General features: G+C 47.9%; 13 protein-coding genes and 1 pseudogene. 9 read left to right on the forward strand and 5 right to left on the reverse strand.

The features are described from left to right. Positions 1–503 precede the first annotated feature (503 nt). From QT397_10855 to QT397_10870, 4 genes and pseudogenes are all read left to right on the forward strand, one after another. Complete coding sequence (locus QT397_10855; protein ID WNZ57815.1) at positions 504–740, forward strand: OadG family protein; 237 nt, start codon at positions 504–506, stop codon at positions 738–740. A gap of 53 nt (positions 741–793) precedes the next feature. Beyond that, positions 794–2,583 (forward strand): annotated as a pseudogene (oadA, locus tag QT397_10860) (sodium-extruding oxaloacetate decarboxylase subunit alpha). Between the two features lie 19 nt (positions 2,584–2,602). Continuing rightward, the gene (locus QT397_10865; GenBank protein ID WNZ57816.1) at positions 2,603–3,919 is read left to right on the forward strand and encodes a sodium ion-translocating decarboxylase subunit beta; all 1,317 of its coding nucleotides are present in this window, start codon (positions 2,603–2,605) and stop codon (positions 3,917–3,919) included. 266 nt (positions 3,920–4,185) lie between these two features. Continuing rightward, a complete protein-coding gene (locus tag QT397_10870; protein WNZ57817.1) occupies positions 4,186–4,635 on the forward strand; it encodes a hypothetical protein in 450 nt (149 codons plus the stop codon). Between the two features lie 133 nt (positions 4,636–4,768). Here the strand turns inward: QT397_10870 and QT397_10875 are convergent, their stop codons facing one another. Together QT397_10875 and QT397_10880 are read right to left on the reverse strand one after the other, a co-directional pair. Further along, entirely contained in the window at positions 4,769–5,416 is a 648-nt protein-coding gene (locus QT397_10875) for a type 1 glutamine amidotransferase (GenBank protein ID WNZ57818.1), read from the reverse strand. Continuing rightward, a complete protein-coding gene (locus QT397_10880; GenBank protein WNZ57819.1) occupies positions 5,417–5,965 on the reverse strand; it encodes a hypothetical protein in 549 nt (182 codons plus the stop codon). A gap of 193 nt (positions 5,966–6,158) precedes the next feature. Here QT397_10880 and QT397_10885 point away from each other — a divergent pair, with 193 nt between their 5' ends. Continuing rightward, positions 6,159–7,040, forward strand: a complete 882-nt coding sequence (locus tag QT397_10885) for a LysR family transcriptional regulator (protein ID WNZ57820.1) — start codon at positions 6,159–6,161, stop codon at positions 7,038–7,040. Positions 7,041–7,334: 294 nt separating this feature from the next. Here QT397_10885 and atzF read toward each other — a convergent pair whose 3' ends face one another. Both atzF and QT397_10895 read right to left on the reverse strand, forming a co-directional pair. Further along, entirely contained in the window at positions 7,335–8,753 is a 1,419-nt protein-coding gene (gene atzF / locus QT397_10890; protein ID WNZ57821.1) for an allophanate hydrolase, read from the reverse strand. 402 nt (positions 8,754–9,155) lie between these two features. Then, positions 9,156–9,761, reverse strand: coding sequence for a hypothetical protein (locus QT397_10895; GenBank protein WNZ57822.1), 606 nt, complete (start codon positions 9,759–9,761; stop codon positions 9,156–9,158). A gap of 236 nt (positions 9,762–9,997) precedes the next feature. On the opposite strand from QT397_10895, the gene djlA reads away from it, so the two are divergent. The 3 genes from djlA to QT397_10910 all read left to right on the forward strand — a co-directional run bounded on the left by djlA (position 9,998) and on the right by QT397_10910 (position 12,410). Continuing rightward, a complete protein-coding gene (gene djlA, locus QT397_10900) occupies positions 9,998–10,783 on the forward strand; it encodes a co-chaperone DjlA (GenBank protein WNZ57823.1) in 786 nt (261 codons plus the stop codon). Between the two features lie 46 nt (positions 10,784–10,829). Continuing rightward, positions 10,830–11,138: a BolA/IbaG family iron-sulfur metabolism protein gene (locus QT397_10905; protein ID WNZ57824.1), complete on the forward strand. Its 309-nt coding sequence runs from the start codon at positions 10,830–10,832 to the stop codon at positions 11,136–11,138. Between the two features lie 513 nt (positions 11,139–11,651). Further along, positions 11,652–12,410, forward strand: a complete 759-nt coding sequence (locus QT397_10910) for an OmpW family outer membrane protein (GenBank protein WNZ57825.1) — start codon at positions 11,652–11,654, stop codon at positions 12,408–12,410. A 114-nt stretch (positions 12,411–12,524) separates the two neighbouring features. On the opposite strand, the gene QT397_10915 is transcribed toward QT397_10910, so the two are convergent. Further along, the gene (locus QT397_10915) at positions 12,525–12,767 is read right to left on the reverse strand and encodes a hypothetical protein (GenBank protein ID WNZ57826.1); all 243 of its coding nucleotides are present in this window, start codon (positions 12,765–12,767) and stop codon (positions 12,525–12,527) included. 376 nt (positions 12,768–13,143) lie between these two features. On the opposite strand from QT397_10915, the gene QT397_10920 reads away from it, so the two are divergent. Continuing rightward, positions 13,144–15,069, forward strand: coding sequence for a cytochrome c peroxidase (locus tag QT397_10920; protein WNZ57827.1), 1,926 nt, complete (start codon positions 13,144–13,146; stop codon positions 15,067–15,069). Positions 15,070–15,093 lie beyond the last annotated feature (24 nt).

Consider the following 15,093-nt stretch of genomic DNA (forward strand, 5'->3'; position numbering starts at 1 on the left):
TGGCGCAAAATCGATCATTCTTCAGTATATAAAAGTAGGAGAAATAAACTCAGCCTATTGATGTTTTGCACCAAAATTGGGCGTGGTAATTTAGACCCCTCCGTTGCCTCTGAAACCAATAAGTGTTTGATTTTAAAAGCAACTTGTATTGATAATAGAAAAATATCAGCATTTTGGAACTAATGAATTTTTTCCTGTGTGCCCGCTCTTTTTGGGGGAGGATCAGGTGCAGCGGCGGTTGAAATTACCGGTCTAGGGAATAAGATTCCGATGTGCAGAAATTTGGGACGGCTGGGCTAAGTGAGATTTTCCCGGGCAAGTTTATTGGTTGTACGACATAAATTTGTTTAATTGTGAGCGAAGATTTTACATATGCACAAAATATCAATTGGGGTGTTTCAGCTGTCCTGAATAAATAGGTACGTAAATTCATAGTGTTACGGGGACAGATGAAACCGTCCGGAACGGCTGGTTTTATTGCCTGGTGCCAGGGGGAATAAACAGTGCAAGAAACACTTTTGCAACAGGGGCTAGATATCACCCTGTTTGGTATGGGAATTGTTTTTACTTTTCTGCTATTGCTGGTGATCGGTACCGGTATTATGTCGAGAATCATCTCCCGCTATTTTCCCGAAGCGGAGCCCGTATCCCACACGCCTTCCCCAACCGCAGGGAATGATAAGGTCCATTTACATGCGGTGATCAAAGCGGCGATCGAACAGCATCGCAAAAGACGCTAACCACCAATCGCTTTCAAACAATTTCCAATAATTTCTGCCGAGAGAGATAACCCATGACTGAGGTTAAAAAGCCATTGGGGATTACCGATGTAGTCCTGCGCGATGCCCACCAGTCACTGTTCGCTACCCGACTGCGACTGGACGATATGCTGCCGATTGCTGAGAAGCTCGATAGAGTTGGCTTCTGGTCTCTGGAGTCCTGGGGGGTGCCACTTTCGACTCCTGCATTCGCTATCTCGGCGAAGATCCCTGGGAGCGTATTCGTGAATTGAAGAAAGCTATGCCGAATACGCCTCAACAGATGCTGTTCAGGGGACAGAATATTCTCGGCTACCGCCACTATGCGGATGACGTGGTTGAGAAGTTTGTAGAGCGCGCTGCAGTCAATGGGGTAGACGTGTTCCGCGTGTTCGACGCGATGAACGATATGCGCAACCTGAAAACAGCACTGGCTGCGGTGAAGAAACAAGAGAAGCACGCTCAGGGCACCATCTCCTATACCGTGAGCCCAGTACACACCATGGACTTATGGGTGGATCTGGGGCGCCAGATCGAGGATATGGGAGCGGATTCCATCGCGATCAAGGACATGGCCGGTCTGCTGCGCCCCTATGAGGGCTACGAGCTGGTGAAACGTTTGAAGGCCGCCGTGGACATCCCCATCCATATGCAGTGCCACGCTACTACCGGTTTATCTACGGCTACCGCTCTCAAGTGTATCGAGGCGGGTATCGACAACGTGGACACCGCGATCAGCTCTATGTCCATGACCTATGGTCACAGCCCAACCGAAGCGTTGGTGGCCATTTTGGAAGGCTCTGAGCGGGACACCGGGCTGGATATTAACCTGCTGGAAGAAATTGCGGCTTACTTCCGTAACGTCCGCAAGAAGTACGCGAAGTTTGAGGGTTCCTTGAAAGGCGTGGATTCCCGCATCCTGGTGGCCCAGGTACCCGGTGGCATGCTCACCAATATGGAAAACCAGCTGCGCGAACAGGGTGCCGGGGATCGCCTGGATGATGTACTCGAGGAAATCCCCCGGGTGCGTGAAGACCTGGGCTGTATCCCGCTGGTTACTCCCACGTCCCAGATTGTGGGTACCCAGGCGGTACTCAATGTCCTGACTGGAGAGCGTTACAAATCGATTTCTAAAGAGACTGCCGCCGTCTTGAAAGGCGAATACGGTGCGACACCTGCCGAAGTTAACCAGGAGCTGCAGGTCCGGGTACTGGATGGGGCGAATCCGGTTACCTGTCGTCCGGCAGACCTGTTGGCACCAGAGTTGGACAAGTTAACCCTGGAGCTTCAAGAGAAAGCGGGTGAACAAGATGTGGCCCTGACCGATGGTGAGGGGGAGATCGACGATGTGCTTACCTATGCACTCTTCCCGCAGATTGGCCTGAAGTTCCTGAAGAACCGTGGCAATCCAGAAGCTTTCGAGCCAGTACCTACCGGTAATGAAGGTGCTGCAGTCAAGAACGACAAAGGTGAAGAAGTTTATACGGTGACTGTGGAGGGGCAGAGCTACACCGTCACTGTGGCCGATGGTGGCGACTTAACCAATGTTGCCCCAGTGTCCGGTGCTGCTCCAGCATCTGCAGCTAGTGCACCTTCCGTGCCTGCTACCGGAGGTGAGCCGGTTAATGCGCCTCTCGCTGGAAATATCTTCAAAGTAATGGTGAAGCCTGGGGATCAGGTGAGCGAAGGCCAGGCGGTGTTAGTACTGGAAGCGATGAAGATGGAAACTGTGGTGAGTGCCCCTCGTGCCGGTAACGTCGCCAGTGTGGCAGTAAAAGAAGGCGATTCAGTGGCGGTAGGTGATGCCCTGCTGTCTATTGCATAGCCAAAGGTAGGAGTCACACGTGGATAATCTGATTACTCTTTGGCATTCCTCCGGTGTCGCGCAGATGGCATCGGGCCAGTTCATTATGATTTTGGTGGGCCTGGGCCTGCTGTTTTTGGCCATTCGCAAAAACTTCGAGCCCCTGCTTTTGGTGCCTATCGGTTTCGGCGGGATCCTGGCCAATATTCCCGGTGCTGATTTGGCACTCTCAGCCGCAGAGACAGCCCTTACCCAGGGAGATGGGGCTGTTTTGGCGCAAATGGCCCAGATCCTGGGCCTCGATAGTACTTCAGCTTTACCCGCGCTTAAGGAAGCTCTGGCCAGTGCGCCGGCAGCCGTGCAGGTACAAGCAGCTGAGTTTGCCCGGGATGCCGGTTTCAATAACGGTATGCTGTATAACTTCTATTCCGTAGCTATTGCTTCCGGCATTGCGCCGTTGGTAATTTTTATGGGCGTAGGGGCTATGACCGACTTTGGTCCGCTACTAGCCAATCCGCGCACCTTGTTCCTCGGTGCAGCGGCCCAGTTTGGGATCTTTGCCACGGTGCTCGGTGCTGTGGGTCTCTCGGTAGCGGGAATCATGGACTTCTCAATCGCCGATGCCGCTGCGATCGGTATTATCGGTGGAGCAGATGGCCCCACAGCTATCTATGTTTCCAGCCTATTGGCCCCGGACCTGTTGGGGGCTATAGCTGTAGCGGCTTATTCGTATATGGCGCTAGTGCCTATGATTCAGCCGCCGATTATGCGAGCCCTGACTACTGAGCAGGAACGCAAAATTGAAATGGTGCAATTGCGCCATGTGAGCAAGCGGGAAAAAATTGCCTTCCCGATGTTGCTGCTGATTTTGGTGGCCCTGTTCCTGCCAGCTGCTGCACCGCTGTTGGGTATGTTCTGCTTTGGTAACTTGATGCGTGAGTGCGGAGTCGTTTCCCGATTGTCGGACACTGCTCAGAACGCGCTGATCAATATCACCACTATTTTCCTGGGACTTTCCGTTGGTTCGAAATTGGCGGCAGACAAATTCCTCGATCCTAAAACCCTGGGTATTTTGGCTTTGGGTATTGTGGCTTTTGCGATCGGCACTGCGGCTGGCGTGTTGATGGCTAAGTTGATCAATGTATTCAGCAAGCACAAGATTAACCCATTGATTGGTTCTGCCGGTGTTTCTGCCGTACCTATGGCCGCGCGGGTGTCCAACAAAGTAGGACTCGAATCCAATCCTCACAACTTCCTGTTGATGCACGCAATGGGCCCCAACGTAGCCGGTGTTATCGGTTCTGCGGTGGCTGCGGGTGTGATGATCAGTATGGTGCGGAGCCTTACTGGCGGGTAACCAAAATCCATTGGTTTGGAAGAGAGGGCGAACAGTGTTCGCCCTTTTTTGTTGACCTAAAACAAATGCATTTTGTCCGCTTTTGCTGGTTAAAAAAGATCCTTCTGACTTAAATAATGTGAAGAGGTAGTCATAGCTGGTGTAGGTATGTTAATCCGCTTAATAGAGCATCTCCATCGATAGAATTCATTTTGAGTTAAGGTTAGTTGCGCTATATTCCCCCCAAAATTTTTACTGGAATAAAAATTCATTAGGAAGTAACCCCAATGCGTAGTTTGCCATTCTTAATTGCCTTTGCTCTTTTCTCCACTAGTGCATTTGCACATGATAATCATCAAACTGCGGAAGAAGTCCGCCAGTTAAAGAAAGAGGTGGTTAAGCTCCGTAAAGAAGTACACTCTGATCACAAACAGGGTGCTGGAGCTGAAAATGTTCGTGACTTAGAAAAAGAAGTGGTTAAGTTGCGAAAAAATGTCCGTCGGCTTCAGGACCTGATTTTGGAGTTGCAGGCGAGTATTGAAGCTCAGTCTGAATTGGCACATCCAGTTCCGGTGGAGGAACGCCCTAAGTGGGCCTGCTATATGTCAGATGTAAAAGCTGGGGGTATTCACTCTAAGGGCTTTAGTCGTATTGAAGCGAAGGGGAGATTACTTGAAATTTGCTCCCAACGTGGTGGCCTTTGCTTTGAGAGTGGAATTGAATGCTCCGATGAGTAGTAACTAATAGCCAGTTTAATATGGGGCGGCTACTCTTGGATGAGTTTGCGCCCCTGGCTACCCCTTAAAAAGTAAGGACGATAACTATTAGGTGAGAGTACAGCTTTGCACCACTTGTTCATACTTAAGCTTCTTATCTAAGGTTGTCTAGTTTATAGAAGTGAGTGTCTAGGATCTTATATAAAAAGTCACGCCCTTGCTGATGGAGTTTCTCTGAGGAACCGTAGGTTTTAAAGTATTCAGGAAATAGTTGGGCAATATCTTCACTGGACCACTCTAGGTGAAACTGCAAACCCATTATTCTTTCGCTGAATAAAAAGGCCTGATGAGGGCACAAGTCAGATTCTGCCAAGCAAATTGCCCCCTCCGGAATTTCAAAGAAATAACTATGCGCCTGGAATACACTCTCTAAATTAAAATTCAGTGCTGTTGTAGACCTTATAGGTAGCCAGCCCATTTCCTCTTGAGGAAGTTGGCGGACCTCTGCTTCCAATGCATATGCAAGGATCTGTGCCCCAAGGCAGATGCCCAGTATTGGGATCGGGAGTTCAATGCAGTTTTTCACCCATGCAATCTCATTGGCAAGCCAGGGGAGCCTTTCGCGCTCGCAAACGTTCATCATCCCACCAAGGATAATAACTCCGCTAAAGCCGCTTTGAGGAAATGGTGATTTCTGAGGGTTAATGACAGAAAGCGGCATTTGCTTCTCTGTAGCCCAGTCATAAATATACCCCGGGCCCTCAGTTTCCTCATGTTGGATAATCAGTATTGGTTTGGTCATTTACTGGAAATCCTGATTTTCAAAATACAGTTCTTCCTTATAGTGGATGCCGGCTTTAGTTAGGCTTTTTGGCCAGCTATCTTTCGAAAGCGGTTTTAAACTACTGCTATGAATGTCGCTGGAAAAATTGTGGTCGGTGCTGACCAGCAGTATTTGGTCGAAGCTGGGGGTGGATGCAATTTCATGCACAAGCAAAGTGGAATTTTCAAGAAGTATTAATTGGTAGTGCCCATTTTCTGTTCGGGTAAGGGGTCTGTCCATTAGTCGAGAGGTTACCCGGAAAGTAACAGCTTGCAGCGCAAGTTTTCCTCCTCGTTCAAAATGCCCTGTAAACAATTGGGCGTTAAAGGCATTGAGTTTTCCCTCGCGTAGTTTGCTTAAAGGAAATTCCTCTGGAAGCAATGTGACTAACTCGTTTCGCTTGAGGAGGTTTTGCACCTCCTCCTGGTCATCAGTCTCCAATTCCAAAATAACTTGATGACTGTGTTTTCCGCCATGTAGTGGCATGTGTGTGGCAATAATTTGCCCGCCGACGGTAAACAGGGCCATGCCATGAATTCCGACCGAATTGTCACTTTGTGCTAATGAAGATTGTGTGAAGCATACGCTTGAGCTGATTGTTAGCGCCAAAAAGAGAAAAATATTTTTCATCGGTTTTGTGTAGCTATGACCTTGGATGCAGGGGATTCTAAGAGTACTCTAGTGAATAATCGATTCAAAAATAGAGACATTTGATTCCACTATGGAAATAGAAGCACTTGAAAGGTTTCTAGTGATTGCTGCGACAGAGAACCTGCAGCGCTCCGCAGACCGGCTGGATACGAGCCCAGGCGGATTGAGTAAAACCCTAAAGCGGCTGGAAGGAGAGCTGGGTACTCGCCTGTTTGATCGAGTTGGCAAGCAACTGAAAATCAATGACGCAGGCCGCAGACTGCAAAGTCGGGCGGTTGAGATGGTGGCGATTGCCAGAAGAATTCGCTCTGAAGTTGGCGAACTAAATGTAAATCAGGAATGCCGAATTGCTGCTCCGACCATGCTGCAACTAGCCTGGGGTACATTTATCCACCGCAAATTTATTACTGAGGAAGCAGGGAGGCGGTTGTCATTCACATCGGCCTATGAAGCCTTGGCATTGAAGATGTTATCCAGAGGGGAGGTAGACCTGGCCCTGATAACCGGAGCGGTTTTGGGGCAGTTGTCATCCACAATGGATGCTCGGCCACTTGGCTCAGTATCAATGTGTATTGCTGCAGGGCCTGATCACTCTTTGATAGTGGAGCAGGGGGTTGAGGTGAAGGCTTCACTGTCAGATATCTTGCAATGTCCATTTGCCGCGCCGAGGATATCACCCTTCTGTGGTGAAGAGCGGGGGATAGGTAGCGATGGCTGGCCAGAAATTAATTATCCTCGCAAGGTGCAGGTCGTTGTAAATGATTATGGGGTTCTTTGCCAGCTAGTAAAAAATAATAGGCTGCTCGCTTTTCTGCCTGAGCCTCTGATAACTGAAATGGGTGGGGTGATCGTTAGGGTGGAGGATGGCGATATAAAATCTAGTGAAGAGCTCTTTGTGGTAGGAAGGAAAACGAATGCCTCCTGGCTAAGTAAATTTGCCGAGTGGACTTAGTGTTTGGATTGGAGCCAGTTGAGCCAGCTTCCATAGAGGGTATTGCAGCAACTAAACTGCCGAAATATTCGGTTGGCAACTGCCATATTTCCACCTGGATGTTCTGCCCATACACTGATTCATCTCGAACCAGAGCGGGGCGCTCCTACTCGGGGAGAACATAGAGTCGGTATTGGTGACTGGTTGTTGTTTTCTGATATAACTGTTCTCCCCGCTCAGTGAGTTGCCAGTTGAGAGGTTGCTTTTTGAGATGTGCACCACAGACTACAATTTTTACCAGCTTGTCCGGTGTAGCTAATGGCGAGAGCCGCTGTCTTGATTGGATGTCTCTCCCGGGCGTTCTCCTGTAGCAGCCAATGGGAGATTACAGGCCTGGTGTAAACTATTAGAAAAACTTAGCAGGGACATATCGCAATGTTTCTGGCTAAACAAAGTGACTCCCCAGCTAATTCCGGAACTAAGAAAGCCAACGGGCACTGCGGTCGCAGAATAGTCCAATAAATTCATAAAATTTGTGTAGGTTCCGAGAATAGAATTTCTTTGAATGGGTTGCTCGGATATTTGCTGACGGGTGTAAGCAGTCGGTATAGTGGGAATAATGATAAAATCGACATTCTCCAGTGTTTTATCACAGGTTCTCTTTAGTGCTTGTAAGCGGTATTGTCCCAAGAAAGCATCAGCTGCAGTTTTTGTTTCCGCGGAGTTAATAACCTTCCGGATTACCTCAAGCATGGATTTCGGTTTTACACCTTGAGTTGCAATCCAGCGCTCGGCTACCCAAGGACCTTCGTATAGTAGCTTTGCCGCTTCTATAAAAGGATTAAAGTCTACAGTTACAGCCCGTCCGCCCAGCACTTTTAATTTTTTGATAGATTGATTAAAGAGTGCCAGGGTTTCTTTGTTCCCTTGAAAATCAAGTTGCTCAGGTATACCAAAAGAAAAACTGATCTTATTGTTAGGGAAGCTTTTCTGGAAATACCGCAGCCTATTTGAAGATGGGGTGGTACGGCTATAGATGTCGGCTGAATCAAACTTCGCCGTAATATCAAGTAGCTTGGCGGCATCTTGACAATTTAGGGCGAATATTGACACGCAGTCGAGACTTTTACAGGCGGGGACAACCCCTGTAGTGCTCAGCAGTCCCCGAGTGGGCTTGTGGCCTATTAAATTATTGAGTGCCGCAGGTACCCGACCAGAACCAGCAGTATCTGTTCCCAAAGCAAAACTGACTTGCCCAAGTGCTGTGGCAATAGCTGATCCCGCACTGCTCCCGCCAGAAATATACTCCTGGTTAAAAGAGTTTTTACCTTCTCCGTAAGGGGAGCGAACACCGACTAGACCGGTGGCGAATTGATCGAGATTGGTTTTGCCGAGCGGCACGGCTCCTGCTTCAATCAATAGCTTTACAACAAATGCGCTTTCGCGAGGGATATAGCTAAAGTCTGGGCAGGCTGCTGTTGTAGGTACTCCAGCGAGATCAATATTATCCTTGATAGCAAAGGGCACCCCGTATAAGGGCAGATCGCTGGGCCTTACTCGGCCCAATGCTTCTAGATAGGGCTCTAGTTCTTCTCGCGTTAATAAGGTGATCCAGGCGTTATAATTGGCTTGCTGCTGTGCTTGCTTTAATAGACTGGCAATGAGTTCACGCGGTGTTGTAATACCTTGGGAGTAGGTGTTTCTTAGATGGTCTAGCGTTAAATCGTGGGCCATAAAAGGGTTCCGAGAATATCTTCAACTAGGGAGCCTCTGAATAACTCCGTGATACCTCTGGCATGCAGAGCGGTTCACAGTCAAGGCGCGGCTTCGCAGGAATGTCTAGACCTTTCAAGAAGTCGCAACGCGGAGTGTGAATCGCTCTGCAAGCCCCGAAGGGCGGGCCTTGAAGGCCACAGCTGCTGCGTTGCAGCTCTTGCAAAGGGCTACGGCCATTCGCGGCGAGCTGCGCCTAACATCTGCAGCCTTCAAGACCCGCAGAGGCATTACGGAGTTATTCAGAGGCTCCCTAGATACCGGACTGTTATTTATTTCGATGTTTTTATTACTAAGATTATATTTTTCAAGAATTTTCATCTCAATGTAAACCGCATAATTTTAGATTTAGCAAATACATAATTAGTTTGATGTCCTCTCCGGTGGACAGGGTGTCCCTGCTGCAATCCAACCTTTCATTGCTTCAATGAACTTATCGTGGGGGATATTTACCGGTTGGCGGCTGTCACCGGGGTGCCATCCCCACAATACCAGTGGGCTGGTACTGACAAACTCCAATTGACTGGTTGGTGCTCGCCCGCCGTTGTCCTGGGGAGTGGTTAGCAGCTTGCAGATTTGAGCCGAGGATTTTTGTGACCAGTTCAACTCAATGGGTGCCATAACCCACCCTGGAGCTCCAGGCGCACCGGTAACAGGGTTGTTTTTATTTGAATGGCAGTTATTGCAACGCATGGTACCTGCCCCCATATTATCTGGACCGCGCTCCACTCTGGGAACATGGGGAGACCCTTCATTTATAAGTGGCATCTCCAGCTGGTGGCAATTGAGGCAGCGGGGGTGCAGAAGGACCTCTACGATAGTTTCCCAGTCCTGGTGACCTGGAGTACTGCTGGTCTCCTCTTGCTGGGATGGACCTCGATGTTGATCGCAACTGGTTAACGTGAGGAGTGTTATGGCACAGAAAGCCAATAGGGGGCGAAAGAGAGTTGTGTCTGGCCGCATTTTCATTCGGCTTGCCTTTAAGTTCGATTTTCACTCTCAAACATAATTGGGCCTGGGGACTAGTGATAGTTTCGAGATTGATTGCCGCGTCAAAAGATAGACCTGGCGGGTTTAGTTTTATTGGGTTGTGACCGGCAATTCATATTTTGGGATTAAGGCGCCGTAGTACGTGGTATGATAGGCGCGTTTTACTTGTTTGATTCTTATATAGCGGGCGCGATTTTTAGCGTCTAGGAGAGCGTATGTCCTGGTTAGGGGCGGGGTTAGGTGCAGGCTTTGGTTTTATGTTTGGCGGCCCAATTGGTGCGGCATTGGGAGCCTGGATCGGCAGTTCATTTGGTTCCAGTTTGCAGCAGCGCCTCGGGAAGGCTGCTTCGGCCCTGAGCAGGGATGGAGCCCAGACAATCTTCATCGTGACTCTATTTTCGATGCTGGCAAAAATGGCTAAGGCAGATGGCCTGGTTTCTAAAGCTGAAGTGGAGTTCATAGAGGGTTTTATTAGAAACAATCTCCGTCTGGGCACTGAGGAGCGCAAGCATGCAATCCGTATTTTTGAAAATGCCAAGACTGATAAGTACAGCATTTACGATTACGCAAAACAGTATCGCCAGCTGGTTCGCGATCAAGCAATGCGGGAAATGGTGTATCGCCTATTATTTGCTGTTGCTTATGCCGATGGTAAATTACACAGCGCAGAAGAAGAAATTTTAAAACGCATCACTGTTGATCTTGGGTTGCATGAATCTTTATTTGCGGCAATGCAAAATGAGTTTGTGCACGGGGGTAGGAGTACGGCTGCAAATCTGGAGCAGCATTACGCAGTGTTGGGTTGTACCCCGGAGACTAGCGATAAAGAGCTTAAATTAGCTTATCGCCGAAAAGCAGCAGAGTATCATCCAGATAAAATTGCTTCCAAGGGGTTGCCTGAAGAGTTTATGCGTCATGCGGATGATCAGATGAAAAGTATTACTGTTGCCTATGAAGCGATTGTTGAGGCGAGAAAGCAACAGGCTAAGGTTGTCAGCTAGGTTCTGGAAAGTAGCCTTGCTGTATCGCAAATAAAGGAGTTGATAGATGAGTCTTGCTGAGACAATTAAACATAAACTGACTGCGGAATTTTCCCCTCAGCATATTGAAGTGCAATGTGAAAGTCATATGCACAATGTGCCTGTTGGCTCTGAAATGCACTTTCGGGTCGTTTTGGTGAGTGAGGCGTTCAATTCAGCAAGGAAAGTGCAGCGCCATCAAAAAGTCTATGCGGCTTTGTCTGAAGAAATGGCTGGCCCAATACATGCTCTGGCTCTGCACACTTACAGCCCGGAAGAGTGGGAGGGACAGGCCCCCCAGAGTCCTGAATGCCAGGGTGGTGGAAAAAAGTCGTAATTCAGCGCTTTATTTAAAACCACTCAGACAGGTTCCAGTTCTGGGGCCTGTCGCGTTTTTCATGTAAACAGTCATTCAAAAATTTCAGTTTCTTTTTGCGTCACGAAAGCCCTCATAAGCATTTGCTGGTTGTAAGAATCAGTGGTGAAATGGCGTCTATTTTCTGTTTATTAATTTAGATCTCTTCATATCTCTCTTGCTCTGGTGGCCGCTAGAATTCCAAGAGGCGCCTATCCATTTTAAAAATCATACTTTGTTCGGGGAAATTAAATGCCAAAAAGCGGTTTAAGTGCCAGAAAACAATAAATACTTTTTTACACGCCAACATTTGTTTGTTTTTTCTACACCTGTTACTTCGTGCGACTAGACTGACCATTGATTGGGCTGATTGCTGTTTGATCTGCTGAATATCAATGGAGTTACCACAAATGAAGATGACGCGTATTCTGATCCCCGTTATGACGCCCCTCGCCTTAGCAATCTCTAGTGTCGCTTCGGCAGGACCGGCTGGCTATGCCCCCCCCACCAAAGACCCAGGAGTTTAAGGTTCGAATTGGTGGGGCCTATATCTCGCCCAATTCGGATAATGTCACGTTTGCTGACAGGTTCTTCGAGGGGCCAGATGACTTTATTGACGATTGGGGTGCATTCCGCTCCAACGTTGATCCCAGTGATGAGTGGGGCTGGTTTATCAATGTAGAGTGGCGGGCCACCGACCATATGAGTGTATCCCTGAGTTACACTGAGGGTGACCGCCACACAGGAGGAGATAACCGGCCCTGGCTACGTCGTTTTAACCCAGACTTTGATGAGTTCCATCGCCGTCGCGATTTCGCCAGATGGAAGCCTCAGATCACTGCTGCATATCTGAATTATTATCCCTTAGATCCCAGCTGCATGGTTCAGCCTTATATGGGGGTTGGTATTAACTATACCGACTTTACCGATGAGCGCCTGAGGAATTGGGGCTGGTGGGTTTTCGATGATGATGTTGAAGTGTTCCGGCCTTGGGATGGCCGTGTAAATCTGGGTGACAACTGGGGTTACACTTGGCAAATTGGTGTCGACTTTAATTTCGGTCATGATAGTAGCTGGCTAATTAACCTTGCCGCTATTTACTATGATGTAGATACCGATATTGAGGCAGACGTCTTCTGGTTCGATACCGATGATGACAATGAGTTCTATCGCCACAGATTTGGTGGTGATTACCTCTTTGACCCCTGGTCATTCAATATTGGTGTAGGCTACAAGTTTGATTTCCACTGGTAATCAGTCATGCAGCCAAAAAAGGGCGCTTCGGCGCCCTTTTTTTATTTAACGCACATTTGATATTAAGGGGAAGACGCTTAACCTTTCTTGGGTGCTGCAGTTATCAATCCTTGATTACAAGTGACGCTTATATTGATCACAGTTATATTCTTTAAATTTCTCTCTCAGTTTTCTTATCTTGTCTTTCCATTTTTCCATCTGCTCTCCTGATCCGCCATCTTTTCTCTCTTCGCGGAAGTGCTCAATTTTTTGTTGCCACTTTTTACATTTCTTAAAGGATGCATCCTCCTGTGCATGTGCTGGCTTGGCAGAGAGAAGTACAGCAATTAGTGCGACAGTGAGGCCTGTTATTTTCATTGTTTTTCTCGTTTGTTGGTACGCAGATGATCCCATCTTCCAAATATAAAGTAAATAACTTGAAGTCTGGAGGTGTTGCCTGTGTGGTAAGTGTTCTCTTAATGGTGCTTGATTTTTCTTGGTGCGATTACTTGTGTTGCTTACATTTTGGGTTTGGTGGATGAGAGTCTGACTTTGGTCACTTTCGAAGTGTGTTTCTTCTTTTTGTTTTTTTTGGGTTTTTTAAAAAATAATGCTCGATTGGTTCTCATTCTTTTATGGAGGTTTAATGTTGTTGTTGACTCTGTTTTTTGTGAATTGATAATCCCGCGCAAGAGGCTCCTTGATTGTTGAGTAATTTAGAGCTTGTTTGTTTAACCAATAAATAAAACTAAAGATGAATTTATTTTTTAATAAGTATTTAAAATTATTGTTGTCTGTAAATGCGCGTATCCTGGCTGTTTTTGCGGTGCTGCTGCTTTGGGGGTGTGGCGGTGGAGGGAGCAGTGGCAGCTCTGGAGGTGATGATAGCTCGGGTTCCAGTGGGGGGCAGGTGTCTACAGATTTGGAGTCTCCCTCTAACTTAATAGCCGTCACGACTTCGGCTTCCACTATCCGTATCTCCTGGGAGCCAAATGAGAGTGGTGATGTTTCCTATTTAATATATCGCGATGGTGAAGAGATAGCGGAGACTCAGGCTGAGCGGTTCGAAGATAGTGGTTTGTCCAGCGGTACAAAATATAGCTACAGCGCTGCGGTGAAAGTCAGTGACGGTAGCTATAGTGAGCCGTCAAATGAGGATGTTGCAAGGACACTGGATAGCGATCGAGACGATGACTGGTATAACGGCACCTCCGTCGATACAACCTTTGCAGAAGTAAATACAACAATTGCACGTCTCGATGAATGTACGGCGGGTGAGCGAGTTAGCGATGTATGGGATATAGCTACAGAAAACCTGAATGAGTGCCTTAGGGCTGCTGCAGCGGTTATCAGCCTGGGAGATCGAGTAGGTGCATTAAGAGCTTATGTGGCGCGGCTGCGCAGAGAGGAAGATCCCGCACTTATTGAGTTGGGAATGCGCTTATTTCACAGTAAGTCCCTGAGTTTGAATAACGATTCTTCGTGCTCATCTTGTCACCACCCCACACTGGGTTGTGGCAGTGATGGTTTGTCGTTACCGATTGGTGTAAATACGGTAAATCCTGATTTATTGGGGCCCGGTAGAAGCGATGGTAATCTGATGCCGCTATTACCGCGTAACTCGCCCCCCACCTGTAATTCTGCTATTTGGTCGGATAGCCTTTTTTGGGATAGGAGAGTCAGTTTCAGAACAGGTATTAACAACATTGAGGACAAAGCTACTTATTTAGCCAATCAGGTCAGAACTGATGATGGAGATGTCTCTGATGACGTAAATAGTTTTTCTGAAGAGATAGCCAGTAATTCCCTGACACTGTTGATGGCCCAGGCCCACTTTCCTGTAGTTACAGCAGAGGAAATGGGTGAGCGGGGAAGCTTTGCCAGTGATAGCGATTATCGCGAGAGCATTGCGTCTGGTTTGAGTGATGAGTGGGATTCACTTTTCGAAGACGCTTTTGGGGATAGTGAAAAAACTTTCCTGCGGGTGTCTGAAGCCTTGGCTGCCTACCAGGCTTCCCAGCTATTTATTGATAACCCTTTCTTTGATTTCCTTGATGGCAATGATGATGCCATGACTGAGATGCAGAAACGTGGTGGAATCCTGTTTTACACCAATACTGCTTGTGCACAATGCCATGATGGGCCGTTTTTTACTTTGGAAACGTCCAGGGGGTTTCGCTATCCACAAATTGGAGTCGGTACCAATGAAGATGGTAGCGATTTGGAAAGATATAGGGTGCCGTCGCTTCTCAATGTTTCCATTTCCGGTCCATGGGGGCACGCGGGACAGTTTGGCAGTTTAGAGCGAAATATCTCTCATTACTTCAATACTGTGGATTCCATCCAAAGTTATTTTGGTGTTGATGATACTGGCACACCCTTGACCGATACTGTTGCAGATTTGTGTGAGTTGGAGCAATTCGAGTATTTGGGCAGTGGTTGTGTTGATATTGTCGCACCCAATGGTTATCAGCTTACCATGGACTTGGTTGGTGATAGCCCAGCAAATCGTGGCGAGTCCGATGACGAAATCGAAATTTTAGCTGAGTTTCTTCGGGCTTTGACTGATCCCAGTGCGTTACCGGGGACTCCAGAAATCGATGTATTGATTCCGCCGAGAGATGGAGGTCCGGATGGCCGTCAGCTGGATGCGGTAGATCAGGAGGGGAACTCTTTATAGTAAGAAAAAAGTGCCCGACAAAAT

The sequence above is a fragment of the Microbulbifer sp. MKSA007 genome (assembly GCA_032615215.1).
GTDB lineage: Bacteria > Pseudomonadota > Gammaproteobacteria > Pseudomonadales > Cellvibrionaceae > Microbulbifer.

What these genes read in the sequence shown, in the direction of transcription:
- QT397_10870 (WNZ57817.1), top strand. Translation starts at nt 4,186, where the DNA reads ATGCGTAGTTTGCCATTCTTAATTGCCTTTGCTCTTTTCTCCACTAGT.
- QT397_10875 (WNZ57818.1), bottom strand. Translation starts at nt 5,416, where the DNA reads ATGACCAAACCAATACTGATTATCCAACATGAGGAAACTGAGGGCCCG.
- QT397_10880 (WNZ57819.1), bottom strand. Translation starts at nt 5,965, where the DNA reads ATGGCCCTGTTTACCGTCGGCGGGCAAATTATTGCCACACACATGCCA.
- QT397_10885 (WNZ57820.1), top strand. Translation starts at nt 6,159, where the DNA reads ATGGAAATAGAAGCACTTGAAAGGTTTCTAGTGATTGCTGCGACAGAG.
- atzF (WNZ57821.1), bottom strand. Translation starts at nt 8,753, where the DNA reads ATGGCCCACGATTTAACGCTAGACCATCTAAGAAACACCTACTCCCAA.
- QT397_10895 (WNZ57822.1), bottom strand. Translation starts at nt 9,761, where the DNA reads ATGAAAATGCGGCCAGACACAACTCTCTTTCGCCCCCTATTGGCTTTC.
- djlA (WNZ57823.1), top strand. Translation starts at nt 9,998, where the DNA reads ATGTCCTGGTTAGGGGCGGGGTTAGGTGCAGGCTTTGGTTTTATGTTT.
- QT397_10905 (WNZ57824.1), top strand. Translation starts at nt 10,830, where the DNA reads ATGAGTCTTGCTGAGACAATTAAACATAAACTGACTGCGGAATTTTCC.
- QT397_10910 (WNZ57825.1), top strand. Translation starts at nt 11,652, where the DNA reads ATGCCCCCCCCACCAAAGACCCAGGAGTTTAAGGTTCGAATTGGTGGG.
- QT397_10915 (WNZ57826.1), bottom strand. Translation starts at nt 12,767, where the DNA reads ATGAAAATAACAGGCCTCACTGTCGCACTAATTGCTGTACTTCTCTCT.
- QT397_10920 (WNZ57827.1), top strand. Translation starts at nt 13,144, where the DNA reads ATGAATTTATTTTTTAATAAGTATTTAAAATTATTGTTGTCTGTAAAT.